At 32.3% G+C, this 16,368-nt stretch carries 15 protein-coding genes; 8 read left to right on the forward strand and 7 right to left on the reverse strand.

The features are described from left to right. Nucleotides 1–430 precede the first annotated feature (430 nt). The 5 genes from ACY191_RS06150 (at nucleotide 431) to ACY191_RS06170 (ending at nucleotide 5,397) form a co-directional block, all read left to right on the forward strand. Nucleotides 431–1,525, forward strand: a complete 1,095-nt coding sequence (locus ACY191_RS06150) for a YeeE/YedE family protein (RefSeq protein ID WP_107512832.1) — start codon at nucleotides 431–433, stop codon at nucleotides 1,523–1,525. A 20-nt stretch (nucleotides 1,526–1,545) separates the two neighbouring features. Further along, nucleotides 1,546–1,770: a sulfurtransferase TusA family protein gene (locus ACY191_RS06155; RefSeq protein ID WP_042739407.1), complete on the forward strand. Its 225-nt coding sequence runs from the start codon at nucleotides 1,546–1,548 to the stop codon at nucleotides 1,768–1,770. 146 nt (nucleotides 1,771–1,916) lie between these two features. Continuing rightward, nucleotides 1,917–2,879 (forward strand): LacI family DNA-binding transcriptional regulator, encoded by a 963-nt coding sequence (locus ACY191_RS06160; RefSeq protein WP_229366860.1) that lies wholly within the window; start codon nucleotides 1,917–1,919, stop codon nucleotides 2,877–2,879. A 67-nt stretch (nucleotides 2,880–2,946) separates the two neighbouring features. After that, nucleotides 2,947–4,428, forward strand: a complete 1,482-nt coding sequence (locus ACY191_RS06165; protein WP_229366861.1) for a sucrose-6-phosphate hydrolase — start codon at nucleotides 2,947–2,949, stop codon at nucleotides 4,426–4,428. 3 nt (nucleotides 4,429–4,431) lie between these two features. Next, the gene (locus ACY191_RS06170) at nucleotides 4,432–5,397 is read left to right on the forward strand and encodes a carbohydrate kinase family protein (protein ID WP_042739404.1); all 966 of its coding nucleotides are present in this window, start codon (nucleotides 4,432–4,434) and stop codon (nucleotides 5,395–5,397) included. Between the two features lie 68 nt (nucleotides 5,398–5,465). Here the strand turns inward: ACY191_RS06170 and agrA are convergent, their stop codons facing one another. The 6 genes from agrA to ACY191_RS06200 form a co-directional block, all read right to left on the reverse strand. Beyond that, a complete protein-coding gene (gene agrA, locus ACY191_RS06175; protein ID WP_107512827.1) occupies nucleotides 5,466–6,182 on the reverse strand; it encodes a quorum-sensing response regulator AgrA in 717 nt (238 codons plus the stop codon). Nucleotides 6,183–6,194: 12 nt separating this feature from the next. Then, nucleotides 6,195–7,490, reverse strand: coding sequence for a quorum-sensing sensor histidine kinase AgrC (gene agrC, locus ACY191_RS06180; protein ID WP_229366862.1), 1,296 nt, complete (start codon nucleotides 7,488–7,490; stop codon nucleotides 6,195–6,197). A gap of 25 nt (nucleotides 7,491–7,515) precedes the next feature. Beyond that, nucleotides 7,516–7,653 (reverse strand): cyclic lactone autoinducer peptide AgrD, encoded by a 138-nt coding sequence (gene agrD, locus ACY191_RS06185; RefSeq protein WP_107512825.1) that lies wholly within the window; start codon nucleotides 7,651–7,653, stop codon nucleotides 7,516–7,518. Beyond that, nucleotides 7,653–8,225 carry an accessory gene regulator AgrB gene (locus ACY191_RS06190; RefSeq protein ID WP_107512824.1) on the reverse strand — a complete coding sequence of 191 codons (573 nt, stop codon included), beginning with the start codon at nucleotides 8,223–8,225 and terminating at the stop codon, nucleotides 7,653–7,655. The genes agrD and ACY191_RS06190 overlap by 1 nt, the downstream gene beginning before the upstream one ends. A 1,114-nt stretch (nucleotides 8,226–9,339) precedes the next feature. Further along, nucleotides 9,340–10,128, reverse strand: a complete 789-nt coding sequence (locus tag ACY191_RS06195) for a carbon-nitrogen family hydrolase (RefSeq protein WP_107513041.1) — start codon at nucleotides 10,126–10,128, stop codon at nucleotides 9,340–9,342. 211 nt (nucleotides 10,129–10,339) lie between these two features. Next, nucleotides 10,340–10,969 (reverse strand): nitroreductase family protein, encoded by a 630-nt coding sequence (locus ACY191_RS06200; RefSeq protein WP_042739399.1) that lies wholly within the window; start codon nucleotides 10,967–10,969, stop codon nucleotides 10,340–10,342. 187 nt (nucleotides 10,970–11,156) lie between these two features. On the opposite strand from ACY191_RS06200, the gene ACY191_RS06205 reads away from it, so the two are divergent. Beyond that, nucleotides 11,157–13,316 (forward strand): SdrH family protein, encoded by a 2,160-nt coding sequence (locus ACY191_RS06205; RefSeq protein WP_229366863.1) that lies wholly within the window; start codon nucleotides 11,157–11,159, stop codon nucleotides 13,314–13,316. A gap of 134 nt (nucleotides 13,317–13,450) precedes the next feature. Here ACY191_RS06205 and mroQ read toward each other — a convergent pair whose 3' ends face one another. Then, complete coding sequence (mroQ, locus tag ACY191_RS06210) at nucleotides 13,451–14,194, reverse strand: intramembrane glutamic endopeptidase MroQ (protein ID WP_229366864.1); 744 nt, start codon at nucleotides 14,192–14,194, stop codon at nucleotides 13,451–13,453. Between the two features lie 177 nt (nucleotides 14,195–14,371). Here mroQ and groES point away from each other — a divergent pair, with 177 nt between their 5' ends. Continuing rightward, the gene (gene groES / locus ACY191_RS06215) at nucleotides 14,372–14,659 is read left to right on the forward strand and encodes a co-chaperone GroES (protein WP_042739397.1); all 288 of its coding nucleotides are present in this window, start codon (nucleotides 14,372–14,374) and stop codon (nucleotides 14,657–14,659) included. A gap of 55 nt (nucleotides 14,660–14,714) precedes the next feature. Then, nucleotides 14,715–16,340 carry a chaperonin GroEL gene (groL, locus tag ACY191_RS06220; RefSeq protein WP_042739396.1) on the forward strand — a complete coding sequence of 542 codons (1,626 nt, stop codon included), beginning with the start codon at nucleotides 14,715–14,717 and terminating at the stop codon, nucleotides 16,338–16,340. Nucleotides 16,341–16,368: the final 28 nt, after the last annotated feature.

A 16,368-nucleotide genomic window follows, 5' to 3' on the forward strand; every position in this document is an offset into this window, starting at 1 on the left:
CTTTATATATAAAAACCAAATATATATTAATCAAGCCTCTAGAACATAAATACCTAGCATTAAGCCCATCAAAGATTTTTGATGGGCTTGTTATTGCTTGCTTTCCTAAGGTAGCGAGTCTCGGTCTCGACACTCATCTTACTCCCTCAGGTGTCTCGCAAACAATTCGCAGTTCTTAAATGTAATTACTACAATAAATAAGACATTTTAAAATGAATTATTTGAAACAGAAACTATCCCTGAGATAAACCAAAAAATAAAAAACAAATTAAGTGATGAAGATTTAAATAAAATCATAAATCATCGATTATTTACTAAAATTTCTATTTCTAAATATATTAAATATATAAAATGAGCTAAGAGGTTGAAAAGTTACTCTGATTCTAATATTATTAATCTTATTGATTTTATCGGGGAAAGAGGTTATTGAATGACTTGGTTAATTTTTAGTGGGCTCATTGTAGGTGCACTATTAGGTTTTGTAATGCAACGCACACGGTTTTGTTTAGCAGGTGGCTTTAGAGATATGTATGTACAAAAAAACAATAAAATGTTTTATGCATTATTAATCGCAATTACGGTTCAAAGTATAGGTCTATTGATTCTTACGTCAACTGGAATTGTTGAAATACCAACAGCATCATACCCATTAATAGGTACTATTATTGGATCATTTATATTTGGTATAGGGATTATCTTATCTGGCGGATGTGCAACAGGTACATGGTACAGAGCGGGTGAAGGTTTAATTGGTAGTTGGTTAGCACTTGCAGCATATGCATTTACATCAGCAGCAACTAAATTTGGGATTTTATTGCCATTAATGAATGGCTTAAATAAACCAACTAATGTCAATACAAGTATGGCACAAACAACAGGCATTCCAACTTGGATTTGGGTGTTAATATTAACAATTATTACTGTATTTGTAGTGGTTAAGACATTACGTAAGCCAAAACCTAAATTTGCAGTACCACAATTAAAACAAAAATTCACTGGAGTTAGACATTTACTATTTGAAAAGAAATACCATCCTTTTGTTGCCGCAATTGCTGTTGGATTAATTGCATTATTGGCATGGCCAGTCAGTGAGACAACAGGTAGAATGTATGGTTTAGGTATAACGACACCATCAGCAAATATAATTCAATTTCTCGTTACAGGTGATACAAAGTTACTAGACTGGGGCGTATTCTTAGTTTTAGGAATTTTCCTAGGTTCTTATATTGCAGCTAGAGGATCAAGAGAATTTAAATGGAGACTTCCAGATAAAGCGACAATACGTAATAGTGTTATCGGTGGTGTGTTGATGGGATTTGGTGCGTCAGTAGCTGGTGGATGTTCAATTGGTAATGGCTTAGTAGAGACAGCGACAATGTCTTGGAAAGGCTGGATTGCATTGGCATCGATGATATTAGGCGCATGGACAATGAGTTACTTTTTATTTATAAGACCTATGAAAAAAGCACAAAAATCACAAGTAAATAATAAAAATACAGTTACTTCAGGAACACAAATGACTTAAAGTTAAAGGAGATAATAACTATGGTATATGAATTAGGTACAGTAGGTATGGTTTGTCCGTTCCCATTAATTGAAGCTCAGAAAAAAATGGACACATTAGATAATGGTGATGAATTGAAAATTGATTTCGATTGTACGCAAGCAACAGAAGCACTACCAAATTGGGCTGCTGAACAAGGTTATCCAGTTACAAATTATGAACAACTAGACGATGCTTCTTGGACAATTACTATTAAAAAAGCTTAATAAATAAATTAAAGAAGAACCATCTTGGACAGGCATAAAATAATGCGTCAATTCAAGATGGTTTTTACTTTAAATGGTATTTAAAGCGGTTCCAATATGGTAGAATAGTAATGTTTACAATAGCTAAATAATGAGAGTGAGAGTATATGAAAAATATTGCTGATATTGCAAAAATTGCAGGCGTATCCAAGAGTACTGTTTCTAGGTATCTAAACAATGGATCAGTTAGTCTAAAGACAAAACAAAAACTAGATAAGATTATTCAAGAAAATGATTATCAACCTAATCAATTTGCTCAAAGTTTACGTGCCCATAGAACAAATATGATAGGCGCAATTATTCCGAGAATGAATTCTTATGCTGTGGATGAAACAGTCAAGGGAATTAAAACAATATGTGACGAATTAAATTATAGTTTATTGTTAAATTACACTAACTTAAATTCAGAAAAGGAACTAGAAGCTTTAGAAACATTTTACCGTAGTAAGGTTGATGGCATTGTGTTAATGGCTACTGAAATTACAGATCGTCATTTAGCTATTATTAACAAGATTCAAGTCCCTGTAATTATTGTTGGACAAGAGCATGAAACTTTACATTGTGTCATACATAACGATTATCACGCTGGTTATATTGTTGGTAAAAAATTAGGTCAGCAAAATTATAAAAATATTAAATTTTTCGGTGTAACCGAAAGCGATATTGCAGTTGGTATTGATAGAAAATCAGGGCTTATTGCAGGATTGAAAGCGTATGGTCTAGAGCCAAATATTTCATTAACTTCATTTAATTATCAAGAAGCGATGGAAGATGTTATTTCTGAATTAGATGCACATCCACATTATGATGCAGTTGTTGGCGCTACAGACTCAATAGCCTTAGCTGTGCATAAATATATTTCAGAACATGATCAACAAGTGAAAAATCAACGAATTGTTGGCTTTGGTGGAGATCCTGTCACAGAAATTGTGTCACCATCGATTAGTACAGTTATATATCACTTTGAACAAGCGGGGGAAGTAGCAATGACACAATTAAATCATATGATTAAACAACAACCAATTGAACAAAGGTTAACTATTGATGTCAGCCTATCATTTAAATCTTAGTAGAAACATGATATGATGTAAAAGTATATTGTGGAACCGGTACCAAAATTATTTAGGAGGATAAAAAATGACGGAGTGGACAAGAGAACAGCGTTATCAAAGAATTGAAGATGTAGATCAACAAACAATAGATGCATTGATGGAACAAGTAGATGCATCAAAATATAGACAAAGATATCATATACAACCTACAACGGGATTACTAAATGATCCTAATGGTTTAATTTATTTTGATGGTAAGTATTATGTTTCTCACCAATGGTTTCCTTTAGGACCCGTACATGGATTGAAATATTGGTATACATATACTAGCGATGATTTGGTACACTTTGAACCAATTGGTCCTACATTAAAACCCGATACAAAAGATGATAGTCATGGAGTCTATAGCGGAAGTGCCTTTGAATATAATCAACATTTATATTATATGTATACTGCAAATCATCGTGATAAAGATTGGGCTCGTTCATCAAGTCAACATATAGCAAAAGTTGATGCAGATGGTAAGGTTGAGAAATTCCCTAAAGCTGTTATTGCTGAACCTCCAGCTGGTTATACTCAGCATTTTAGAGATCCGAAGGTATTTACAAAGGATGGGGGCTATTATGCCATCATTGCAGCACAAAATGATTTAGAACAAGGTAGAGTATTACAATATCGCTCTAATGATATTGTGAATTGGGAATTCCAAGGTGAGATTGAAACAAAATTAGATGAATTTGGCTACATGTGGGAATGTCCTGATTACTTTAATTTAAATGGCTATGATATCTTAATGTTTTGTCCACAAGGATTGGCATCAAAAGGCGAGCATTTTAAAAACATATATCAGTCTGGTTATATTATGGGGCAATATGATATTGATAATTTAACTATGAATCATGGAGATTTTCACGAATTAGATCATGGGTTTGACTTTTATGCACCACAAACATTTATAGATGAACAAGGTAGACGCATCTTAATTGGTTGGATGGGATTACCTGATACAAATTATCCATCGGACGAAGATGGCTGGGCACATTGCTTAACTATTCCTCGTGTATTAACGATAGAGGAAGGTAAGCTCAAACAAAGACCTATTCCTGCATTAGAATCATTAAGAACTAATGAAGAGACAGCACTTGGCTATGCTAATAAATTCCCAAGACAGCTTCATCCTTATGAAGGTACACAATATGAATTAATAATTGATATTTTAGAAAATGATGCAACTGCTATTTATTTCGAATTAAGAACTTCAAAGCAACATTCAACACTTATAACTTACGACACCAAATCTAGAACGTTAACTTTAGATCGTAGTGAAAGTGGTTTGTTACCCGATCCAGTTGAGGGAACTACACGTACAACAACACTAAGTCAAGATTTAACACAATTAAGAATATATGTTGATACATCAAGCATTGAAATATTTTGTAATAATGGAGAAAGTGTATTAACATCTAGGATTTTTACTGATGAAAATGCAACAGGTATTAAAACATCAACAGAATCAGGACAAGCATACTTAAGATTTACTAAATATGATTTGAAGGATGATAAATAAGTTATGAAACGTTTACTAGCAATTGGAGAAGCACTTATAGATTTTATACCTAATACAACAGATTCTAAATTAAAGGATGTAGAAGGATTTTCTCGCCAAGTAGGTGGTGCGCCATGTAACGTTGCTTGTACAGCGACTAAGTTAGGTGGTAATGCTGAAATGATTACGCAATTAGGTGATGATGCATTTGGTGATTTAATAGTCGAAACGATTGAAACAATCGGTGTTCAGACAAGTTATTTAAAGCGAACACATGAGGCAAACACTGCTCTAGCATTTGTAAGCTTAACTAAAGATGGTGAACGTGATTTTTCATTTTATCGAAAACCATCTGCAGATATGTTGTTTTCTGAGGAAGATGTCACAAATATTGAAGTAACTAATAAGGATATACTACACTTTTGTTCAGTTGATCTAGTAGAAAGCCCTATGAAAAAAGCACATAAAGCATTGATTGATAAGGTTAAATCAGCAGGCGGCACAATTGTCTTTGATCCAAATGTTAGATTACCATTATGGGATAGTGAAGCGGATTGCAAAAACGCAATTCATGAATTTCTATCACTAGCTAACATTATTAAAATTTCGGATGAAGAATTAACATTTGTGACAGGCGAGGAAAATGAAAAACAAGCCATTCAATGGTTATTTCAAGGCGATGTTGAAGTTGTTATTTATACGAAAGGTCCAGACGGAGCAGTGTTATACTTTAAAGATGGGACTATTATAGAACAACAAGGCATTAAAGTAAAAGCCATCGATACAACTGGTGCTGGTGATGCATTTATCGGTGCATTAATCAGCAGATTGTTAACATCAGACAGTACAAATGCAGTAATTCAATTAAAAGAGGAAGGGCAAGCAATTCTAAATTTCAGTAACTATGTAGCAGCTATGGTTACTACGAAATACGGAGCAATTGATAGTTTGCCAAATTTAGAAGAAGTAAATGCAGCATTAAATAAATAACAAAATAAAACGCCATATAAAGCTTTCACTATGAAAGGATACTTTATATGGCGTTTACTATTTATGAATTATATTTTTTTAACGTTCCTTACTGATGCATAACAATGTTCACTATTTTTAAAATATACGATACGAGATTTAGAGTCTATTGATTCTATGTTGTGTCGATTTACGACAAAGCTATTATGACAACGGAAAAATCTTTCATCTAATTGATCAATTTCCTTTAAGTTGCCATAAAATTCAATTTGACGATTATCCAAATGTGCTATCAACCGATGTGATTTTGATGAAGACTCGAAAAACATGACATCATCATATTGCACATAAACCGAATTACTACCACGCTTTAACTCAATTGTTTCGACATTACTTTCTTTAGATAATAATTTTAATCTAGATTCTGAAGTTTCTAAACAGTCTATTATTCTTGATTTGAGTTCATCAGGATCATCTTTAAAGATAAAATCCATTGCAGCAACTTTATAAACAAAAGTTAAATAAGTTAACTCACTATGACTTGTCACAAAAATAATATTTCCCACTGGGTCATGCTTTCGAATCTCACTTGCTAACTTTATTCCATTAATATCCGCTTCAAGTTGAATATCTAAAAAATAACAACCAATGTCATTTAAATCTTTAGAACGTTCTAAAATTTCATAAGGATCATCTGTAGCAACTTCAATTTCCATAGGTTTTTCTTCAATCATAATGTAATTGTTTATAATTGAAATCATATTCTCGCGTTGTCTTGGGTCATCTTCACAAATGAATATCTTCATGTTTCCACGTCCTTATGAATTAGAATTTAAAATTTCCACTTTTTGAATAAAGTAATTATTATCAATTGTTGTATCTAATAAAACATTAGAAGTTGTATCTGTCAATTCCTTTAAGGTAGAAAGACCTAATCCACGATTTTTCCCTTTTGTAGAAAAGTTTTCTTTAAAGAGGGTGTGTACTCTAGGCATATCAGGCTCACATTTATTCATAACAATAAACATAACAGAATCATCATTATTTTTGATAAAGGCAATGCGAATCAAGGGATCATCTTCAATTTTTTCTGATGCTTCAATTGCATTATCTAAAATTATGCCGATGGCTCGACTTAAATTAACGATAGGCATGTCAATTTTGTCAATTGGTTCTGGAACTTCAATACTGATACGAATATTTTTCTCTTGAGCTTGTAATATTTTAGTTGTTAACAAACCTTTTATCTCTCGTACTTTTAAATTTTCAATACCATTGATCTTAATGGCATTCATTTGCATACTATCTTGCATTGGTAAAATTTCTTCATTGAAGTATTTTTTTAAACCGTCCATATCATTTTCTCTAATAAATTCTGACATGGTGGACAAAATATTTACATAATCATGTCTAAACTTACGCATTTCATTATTAATGTTTTCAATTTGCAGTGTATATTTGTAATAATTTTCAATTTCTTGCATATTACGTTTATACTGAATCTGCCTTACAATACTAAATGAAATTGTGATAATTAGAATAGCTAGCGTAATGATGAATACAGCATACATTACTGTTAGAAACTTTATATCTGCAAAGGACATTATTTCTTTAGGTAAATAAAAATAAACAATCAACAAGCAAGTAGATAAAAATAACGCTACAATAGTCAAATAAATTTTATTAAATGATAAGTCCGATGATAATAATTTCTTTACAAAATATCTTGAAATAAAAGAAAACCCTAGAGTTGTGAATGCAAAAAATAATATATACAGTAGATTAAATAACAAATCACTTTCAATAAGGTTATATGAAATAGTAGCTAACCATGTAGTTATAAAGTTAGCTATGTATAGTATAAAGAAACTTATTAAGACTGAAACTAGTCCAATAATTCTATTTCTAAAGTACATAAATATGGCTGTACAAATTAATAAAAAAATCATCGCCCTAGATTGGAAGAAATAAAATACAACAGTTGAAGGGATTATAATCCCAATCATGGTAATATAATCCCGTAATTTGTAAGCTGTATTGTTTATGATTTTAATAATTATAAACAAAATAACAGCTTGAAATATTGTTAATGTAAGTGAACTTAATATTGTCATTCTTTACACACTTTCTACTGACCAATTATTTGTGTAATTCTGTTATTTCTGCTGGTACTTCTGGCTCATCAAAGAAACCACCACATGGTAAAGCCCCAACTGTAGCGCCTAGTGTTGAAAATAATTTAGTAGCTAAATTTAATAAAGAATCTAAAATATTCATTATAAAACATCCTCCTTAGGAAAAAATATTGGTAGTTGAACCACTGAAATTAATACAATACCCAAAAGTATTAATTGTTGGTAAGGTTCAGAGAAAAATACTGAAATTACTAATAATAATAAAGTTACTACAATTGTTTTTATTTTTTTACCTTTGCGAAGTCTTTCAGGTATAGGTTGCTTCTTGGTTTCTGCAGGTGCATAAATAACAAGAATAATAAATCCCATTATTGCTAGTATATACATTATTAATGGAGACACTTGCATATACCCAATTAACCAAGGTAATAAAACAAAAAGCAATAAATTTTGCACGTGACACAGAAATGATGATTTCGCATGTGCACCATGTGCAAAAAGCCTAATGAAAAAATAAGATAAATGTACAGTTAAAGTGTATAAAAAAAGATGACAGAGGATAGAAACGCCATAAGTAACTAATGCTTTAAAGAAATTAATTGCAACTGCTTGCATACCCAAACGGATTTTTAAAAACTCAATATGTTCTAAATTATTGCGTTGTTGCAAATAACGTGAAAATTGTTCGATTTTATTATCAATAAGCTTAGACATTACGCTTCTCTCCTTGCTTGTATTATACAAATTTAATTAAGTTTTGAGCGTCTTATTGCTCAACTGTACTTTTTGAGTTCCTAACTGTTTCATTTACCTATCTGTTTAATTTTAACATATATATTTTTGCAGTTTGGAATAAATTTTGACAAGTTAAGAAAAAATGACCAAGTCACTTTTAATTCATGGTTAAATGGTCATGTATCACAAAGAAGTGATAAACATTTTACAAATCATTAATCATTTTGTTTGTAATGATTATGATTGATTGAACTTAAGAGCAGGGGTTCAATTAATTAACTATTAAAGGTAAGTTCACTTTTGTATAGTTGAGTGAAATACTGGTAATAGTGGTCGTTTTTCAATTCTTTGAATACAAACAAAGGAGGCTGATGTAGTGACAAATTACTTTTCAGCATTAGTTAGTGACTTTGTAAAATAGCACAATTTTGTTTTATTCAATAGAATAAGCAAAGTTATTTTGATGTTATAGAATATTCCCAATTCTATATGTCAGAATATTGTTTTATCAGTTTTTTTTGATTTGATGATTATTCCCAGTCGCAAATCAACAGTTACACATTCGTAGATCTTTCCCAATCTCGAATGCGTATCATTTATTACTCATACTTAATAGACCATTCCCAGTCTCAAAATGAGTATTTTAAAGTACTTAATATCATTGACCTTTCCCAGTCACGAATTAAGTACGAGCTATTACATTGATTTAAGATCATTCCCAGTCTTTAAATCAAGTATCAATTAATCACTCAAACATGAGATCAATTCCCAGTCTCAGATGAGTGCCATTAATACTTTTGTGATAAGGATTTTCCCAGTCTTTAAGCAAAGGGTATTACGCATTGAGGACAGACCTTTCCCAGTCTGAAATCAATATTCAAACATCTATAACAGAGATGTTTGGAATGTTAACATGTAAGCTATCGTAAACATCATTCAATTTATCATTAATTAACGGTAAATTCACTAAAAATTTTTTCATAATTAATAACATCCCCAAAAAATAGATAGAGAATTAACTGTAAAAACATTCCCTTAATAATAAGTTACAAAAACCGTGAGCCCCTCCCAAGCTCACGGTTTTTTATGTTTTTTAGTGTTTATATAAATCAGTTCTTAAATTATCAAATACAGGTATGGCAGCTCTTTGCTGTTCAACTTCGTTTAAATCTATCTCGCATGTTATATGTCCTTCTTTTTCTTTGAGCTGTTCTACAATTTCACCGTTTGGATTAATCACTGCTGACTTTCCAGCATATAATGTATTGCCGTCATCTCCACAGCCATTACATGCAACAATAAAGATATTATTTTCAATAGCGCGAGCCTGTAATAATGCTAACCAATGATTCGCTCTTACTTCAGGCCATTGTGCCACATAAAATGCAATTTGTGCGCCATTTTTTGCTGGATATCTCAATAATTCAGGGAAGCGCAAATCATAACAGATGATTTGTGTAGCTTCGATACCATTAGAAAGTTTGAATTTCTCTGGTACAGTTGTGCCAGGCGTCATAAATCTAGGTTCGTCTAGCATAGGGACTAGATGCACTTTGTCATAACTATTTACTAAAGTACCATCTTTTGTCACTGTAAATGCACTATTATAAATATGATCATTTTTAGAATTTGACACTGAACCAGCTACAATATCTACTTGAAATTGTTTAGCTAATTTACTAATAAAAGCATAACTGCGTGTTAAATTTTTATCAGCGAGTTGATGTAATTGGGGAAGAGCATAGCCGTTGTTCCACATTTCTGGTAAAACAACCAGGTCAGTGTCATTGGAAACATATTTTTCAAACCAATTTAAGATAGTTTCTTCATTTAAAGTTACGTTTGCAGGTTCTACTTTAAATTGAAAGATCTCTATATTCATTTAAATCGCCCCTTAATTTGTTGTTAGAGTTAATATACTAAATAAATATAGATAATTCAAAATTATTCGAATATAACCAATAAAAAAGAAGTTAATCTAATATACATATAGTAAAAATAATTTCATCCAAAAAAGTAAGTATTATGATTCAATCAAAATACTTACTTTTTATTACTATATACTATTGATTAACTTCTATATTAATTTAGAGTTATTTTCTTACTAAGAAACGAGCGTTAACATCTTGGAATTCTTTTTCTCCAGCAGCTTCACGAATGTTACCAAATGGCATTTGAGCAATTAATTTCCATGTTTTAGGAATATCAAAAGCTTCTTGTGTAGCTTCGTCTACTAATGGGTTATAGTGTTGTAATGACGCGCCTATACCTTCAGTGCTTAAAGCAGTCCATACTGCAAATTGATGCATTGCATTAGTTTGATTAGACCAAATTGCGAAGTTTTCAGCATAACTTGGCATTTGCTGTTGTAATCCCTCAACAACTTCTGTGTCTTCAAAGTAAAGAATTGTACCGTATGCATGTTTAAAGTTATCAATTTTATCTGATGTAGGTTGGAAGTCTCTGTCGTCACCCATAACTTTTTTCAATTCATTTTTTGTAATATCCCAAAACGCATCATGTTTATCATTTAATAATAAGACAATACGAGTAGATTGTGAGTTAAATGAAGATGGAACATGTTTGATTGCATGTTCAATGATTGATTCTACTTCTTTATCTGAAATTGAAATTTCTTTTTCTAAACTATAAATTGTGCGTCGTGTTTCGACTGCATTTTGAAAACTATCTAATGTTTTTGTGTTTTTATTAAATAAACCCATGGCTAAAACTCCTTATCCGATTTAAATTATATATTAAGTATAATAATTATATCTTAGTTTGTAAATAGGTTTTTACATAAAATTTCAAAGATATTAATATTATCTTTCAATAACTAACTTTTAATGAAATAATAGATGAATTCTAATATACTGAAATTGATATGAGAAATTTTAGGGAGGCGAATTAATGAAGCATCCTTTTTCACAAAAAATGGTCGTTTCAAGCTTTGTATTTGCACTTAGTACTGTGTTAGTTACAAAGCCGACATATGGTGCAATACAACAAAATAATGATTCACAATACAAAAGTGTAGATAATATAGAAAATAGAGATACAAATCAACGAGATAGTTTAATGAGAAATGTTAAATATCCGGAAACAAATAATAATGCAGACGTTACAAACACGAGTGATAATAATAGTCAAAACACCTTGAACAGTGATAAGGCCACAACAACTTATCAAGATGTGACAGAACAACCAACGAATACTAACACGACAGCTGATGATAGTAAATCGCAAGATACGCTATTAACGCAAGATATTAATTCGAATCAAACAGATTCGATACCGCAAGAAGATAATACGACAGAACAATCAAATGATTCTGAGACAAATGATTCAAATTCAGATGATGGTACAGGAGAGACTTTGCCAGATTATAGTACGGATGATTCAGATAGTGGGGAACCTAATAATAATGGTGAGCCAAGTCAGTCAGATAATAACAATGAGCCGAGTACTGAAAATCCAACCGATACAGATCGTATTGATAATTCAATACCAAATTCTGATGATCAATCAAACTCTAATGTCCCAACTGATAACACTAATCCAAGCCAGACAGATGGGACGAATAACGATACATCAGGTTCAAATAATTCAACGCCACAGGATGGCTCAGACAGTACAACGAATTCAGGAGATGCATCAGACGATTCAAAACCAAATACTACAGATAATTCAAATGACTCAAATGGTGATGATTCAACAGGCAATTCAAATCAAACAGATGGTACAGGATCAGATGGCTCATCAACTGGTGATTCAACAGACAATTCAGGGCAAACGGATGGTACAGGATCAGATGATTCTAATAGTACGACGCAACCTGATAATCCAGATGATAATGCGAACCCTGATAATCCAGATGATAATTCTCAAGCAGATGGAGACAATTCATCAGAAAATCCAGATGACACAAATCAACCGAATAGTGATGTGAAACCACCACCTAGTCATACTGGAGATACTTCGGACGATTCAAAACCAAATGCTCCTGATAATTCAAATGACTCAAATGGTGATGATTCAACAGGCAATTCAGATCAAACAGATGGTACAGGATCAGATGATTCTAATAGTACAACGCAACCTGATAATTCAGGTGATAATACTGGAGATGATGATTCTCAAACAGGTGATATGCAGCCACCAAGTAAACCTAATAATACGGATAAACCGCACCAACCAACATCACCGGATAAATCAGAGGATGATAGTTCAGGACAGATGCCAAGTTCGAATGAACCAGACAATTCAGGGCATCAATCAGCCGAACAACCAACACATGATGATGCATCGACGATAACTCCAGGTGATACCCATATGACTCAGAATACGCGACCAGATAATACGTTATCTAGTAGTAATACAGGAAATCAATCGAGTCACCATTCGGTCAACACAGATACTACAACAGTAAATTACAACCAAGATAATCATGGTTCTGAACATCCAGTGAATACAGCTACACCACAATATAGTTCAGGTGAAAATAATGGGGTAACCTATGGCGAATTGTCAGCAAATAAGGAACAACAAATTAACCGTAATAATGGTGATACAAGAGTTGTGAATCGTTTTAAACAAATGTCTAGTGGATCGTTTAAATATAATCCATTTGTGTTAAATCAGGTTCGAGAATTAAACAACAAAGCCGCAAGTGTCACTGATAAAGAAATCTCTGCAGTTTTAAAAAAGCAGAGATTTGAAGATAATGCATATTTAAATTCATTGCAAAAAGGAACAAACTATTTTAAATTTGAATATTTTAATCCTCTAAAATCAAGTACGTATTATAAAAATTTAGATAAACAAGTATTAGCATTAATTACAGGGGATATTGGTTCAATGCCTGATTTGAAAAATCCTAAAACGAAAGCATCTTCAGGTAAGTATGAATATCATTCAAGTAGTGAAGAAGAGCTGACAGATACAAAAGAAAAGAATGAAAGTTCAGCGATTGATATCAAATTTGAAAGAACATTATTTGCATTAATAACTGCAATGATAGTTATATTCTTAGGAATGGTGATTGGTTACTTTGTTCATAGAAGAAAATAAACTATTCGCTACTTATGTAAATAAAATGAACCATTAAGATAGGATGTTAAAAAGAAAATTGTGAAGTCTTAAATAATTGCTAAAAAAATAGAGCTAATCACAATAGATTAGCTCTATTTTTTTATTAGTCAATATCAACAAAAGAAATGAATGATAAATGATGTTGTTTCTTGTAGTTGCTTAATTTTTTCAGGTCCAATAACAATTTGGATAATGACAACTAAACTATTTTGCATAATATGTACTAAAATAGGAACCCAAATGCGCTTTGTATATGCATATAATGCAGAAAAGATAAATCCCATACCAAAATAAATAATAAAGAATGAAGGGTCGCCGTGAGCAGCACTAAAGATTATAGAACTAACGATTGCTGCTATAAGAAAGCTTACTACTTTATTTCCTTTGATTAAGTTATATATTTCCCCGAATATAACCTTTCTAAATACAAACTCTTCTAGAATGGGACCTACTGTTGATATTAAGATTATAAATAAAGGTATTTCTTGTGCTACTTTCATTAATCTTGCAGTATTAGGGCTTTTATTTGGTGCTCCAAATACGTACATATTTATTGCACCAGCAATAATTTGATATATCATTACTACAGCAAAACCAACAACTGCCCACAATATTACATATCTTTTCTTTTCCTTGGTTTGACGTTCAATGTAGGAAGGATTTTTTATAAAAAGATTAATAAGTATGATGAGTATTGCAGCTACAATAAAGCAAGCTACTTGAGAATATATACTAGCAAAAAGCAATTCTTTCCCAGAAAGATTGTCAAAAAGGCCTAACAATTGAAGTATGACTACTCCTAATTGTGCTAGTCCATAAATTAATAATGTCAAAATTGACGCCCATAATCGAGACATGGTGAACCTCCAATAATAAGTATAGTATTTATTCTATCGTAAATAGCAGACATGTACAAAATTTACGATGAATAGTTTTAACTTGAATTATTGACCAAATTTGATTATTATAGAAAGTGTATTAGCACTCAAGTACATTAAGTGCTAACGATTTACTATTTTGAGGAGGAACAGTCAATGTTAAAGCCATTAGGTAGTCGAGTGATTATACAAAAAACAGAACAAGAACAAACAACGAAAAGCGGAATCGTATTAACAGATAGCGCTAAAGAAAAATCTAACGAAGGAACTGTTGTAGAAGTAGGTGCAGGACGTACTTTAGAAAATGGTACTCGAGTTGTTCCTGAAGTTAATAAAGGCGATAAAGTAGTCTTCCAACAATATGCTGGTACAGAAGTTAAACGTGGAGACGAAACATACTTAATCGTTAATGAAGATGACATTTTAGCAATTATTGAAGAATAAAGACCTTATATATATTTTTTAACAATAAAAATTACAGCACGGGGGTAAGAAAATTATGGCGAAAGATTTGAAGTTTTCAGAAGATGCACGTCAAGCAATGCTACGAGGTGTAGATAAATTAGCCAACGCAGTCAAAGTAACAATTGGGCCAAAAGGTCGTAATGTTGTTTTAGATAAAGAATATACTTCACCACTTATTACTAATGATGGTGTAACAATCGCTAAAGAAATTGAACTAGAAGATCCATACGAAAATATGGGGGCGAAATTAGTACAAGAAGTAGCAAACAAAACCAATGAAATAGCTGGTGATGGTACAACAACTGCAACGGTACTAGCGCAAGCGATGATTCAAGAAGGACTTAAAAACGTTACAAGTGGTGCTAACCCAGTTGGTTTACGTCAAGGAATTGATAAAGCTGTTGAAGTTGCAATAACTGCTTTACATGATATTTCTCAAAAAGTAGAAAATAAAAATGAAATCGCACAAGTTGGTTCAATTTCTGCAGCTGACGAAGAAATTGGTAAATATATTTCTGAAGCTATGGAAAAAGTAGGTAATGACGGAGTTATAACTATTGAAGAATCAAGTGGCTTCAATACAGAATTAGAAGTCGTTGAAGGTATGCAATTTGATAGAGGATATCAATCTCCATATATGGTTACTGATTCAGATAAAATGATTGCAGATCTTGAAAGACCGTACATTTTAATCACTGATAAGAAAATTTCATCATTCCAAGATATCTTGCCATTACTTGAGCAAGTAGTTCAAGCAAGCAGACCAATCTTAATAGTTGCAGATGACGTTGAAGGCGACGCATTAACAAATATCGTCTTAAACCGTATGCGCGGTACATTTACTGCAGTAGCAGTCAAAGCACCTGGCTTTGGTGACCGTCGTAAAGCAATGTTAGAAGATTTAGCAATCTTAACAGGTGCACAAGTGATTACAGACGACCTTGGGTTAGAGCTGAAAGATGCGACAATAGATATGTTAGGTACTGCTAATAAAGCAGAAATTACTAAAGATAATACTACTGTTGTAGATGGTAATGGAGACCAAAACAATATCGATGCACGTGTCAGTCAAATCAAAGCTCAAATTGAAGAAACAGATTCAGACTTTGATAGAGAAAAATTACAAGAGCGTCTTGCTAAATTAGCAGGTGGTGTAGCAGTAATTAAAGTTGGTGCAGCTAGTGAAACTGAATTAAAAGAACGTAAATTACGTATTGAAGATGCATTAAACTCAACAAGAGCTGCCGTTGAAGAAGGTATTGTTGCAGGTGGTGGAACTGCATTCATGAATATCTATGATAAAGTGGCGCAAATTGATGCTGAAGGTGATGTAGCTACAGGCGTTAACATCGTATTGAAAGCATTAGAAGCACCTGTACGCCAAATTGCTGAAAATGCTGGTTTAGAAGGATCAGTTATTGTTGAAAGATTGAAAAATGCAGAAGTCAGTGTAGGATTTAATGCAGCTACAAATGAATGGGTTAACATGTTGGATGCAGGTATCGTTGATCCAACAAAAGTTTCACGTTCTTCATTACAACACGCAGCAAGTGTTGCGGCAATGTTCTTAACTACTGAAGCGGTAGTTGCTAATATTCCAGAAGAAAATAATGGCAATGATGCTCAAGCAGGTATGGGTGGCATGCCTGGAATGATGTAAAATAACCATTGAACGTTGATATGACGCC

This window comes from Staphylococcus sp. TCBT05, assembly GCF_055179755.1.

Coding starts and splice junctions, on each gene's coding strand:
- groL (WP_042739396.1), top strand. CDS start 14,715: ATGGCGAAAGATTTGAAGTTTTCAGAAGATGCACGTCAAGCAATGCTA.
- ACY191_RS06190 (WP_107512824.1), bottom strand. CDS start 8,225: ATGTCTAAGCTTATTGATAATAAAATCGAACAATTTTCACGTTATTTG.
- agrA (WP_107512827.1), bottom strand. CDS start 6,182: ATGAAGATATTCATTTGTGAAGATGACCCAAGACAACGCGAGAATATG.
- ACY191_RS06150 (WP_107512832.1), top strand. CDS start 431: ATGACTTGGTTAATTTTTAGTGGGCTCATTGTAGGTGCACTATTAGGT.
- ACY191_RS06160 (WP_229366860.1), top strand. CDS start 1,917: ATGAAAAATATTGCTGATATTGCAAAAATTGCAGGCGTATCCAAGAGT.
- ACY191_RS06195 (WP_107513041.1), bottom strand. CDS start 10,128: ATGAATATAGAGATCTTTCAATTTAAAGTAGAACCTGCAAACGTAACT.
- groES (WP_042739397.1), top strand. CDS start 14,372: ATGTTAAAGCCATTAGGTAGTCGAGTGATTATACAAAAAACAGAACAA.
- ACY191_RS06200 (WP_042739399.1), bottom strand. CDS start 10,969: ATGGGTTTATTTAATAAAAACACAAAAACATTAGATAGTTTTCAAAAT.
- mroQ (WP_229366864.1), bottom strand. CDS start 14,194: ATGTCTCGATTATGGGCGTCAATTTTGACATTATTAATTTATGGACTA.
- ACY191_RS06170 (WP_042739404.1), top strand. CDS start 4,432: ATGAAACGTTTACTAGCAATTGGAGAAGCACTTATAGATTTTATACCT.
- ACY191_RS06205 (WP_229366863.1), top strand. CDS start 11,157: ATGAAGCATCCTTTTTCACAAAAAATGGTCGTTTCAAGCTTTGTATTT.
- agrC (WP_229366862.1), bottom strand. CDS start 7,490: ATGACAATATTAAGTTCACTTACATTAACAATATTTCAAGCTGTTATT.
- ACY191_RS06155 (WP_042739407.1), top strand. CDS start 1,546: ATGGTATATGAATTAGGTACAGTAGGTATGGTTTGTCCGTTCCCATTA.
- ACY191_RS06165 (WP_229366861.1), top strand. CDS start 2,947: ATGACGGAGTGGACAAGAGAACAGCGTTATCAAAGAATTGAAGATGTA.
- agrD (WP_107512825.1), bottom strand. CDS start 7,653: ATGAATATTTTAGATTCTTTATTAAATTTAGCTACTAAATTATTTTCA.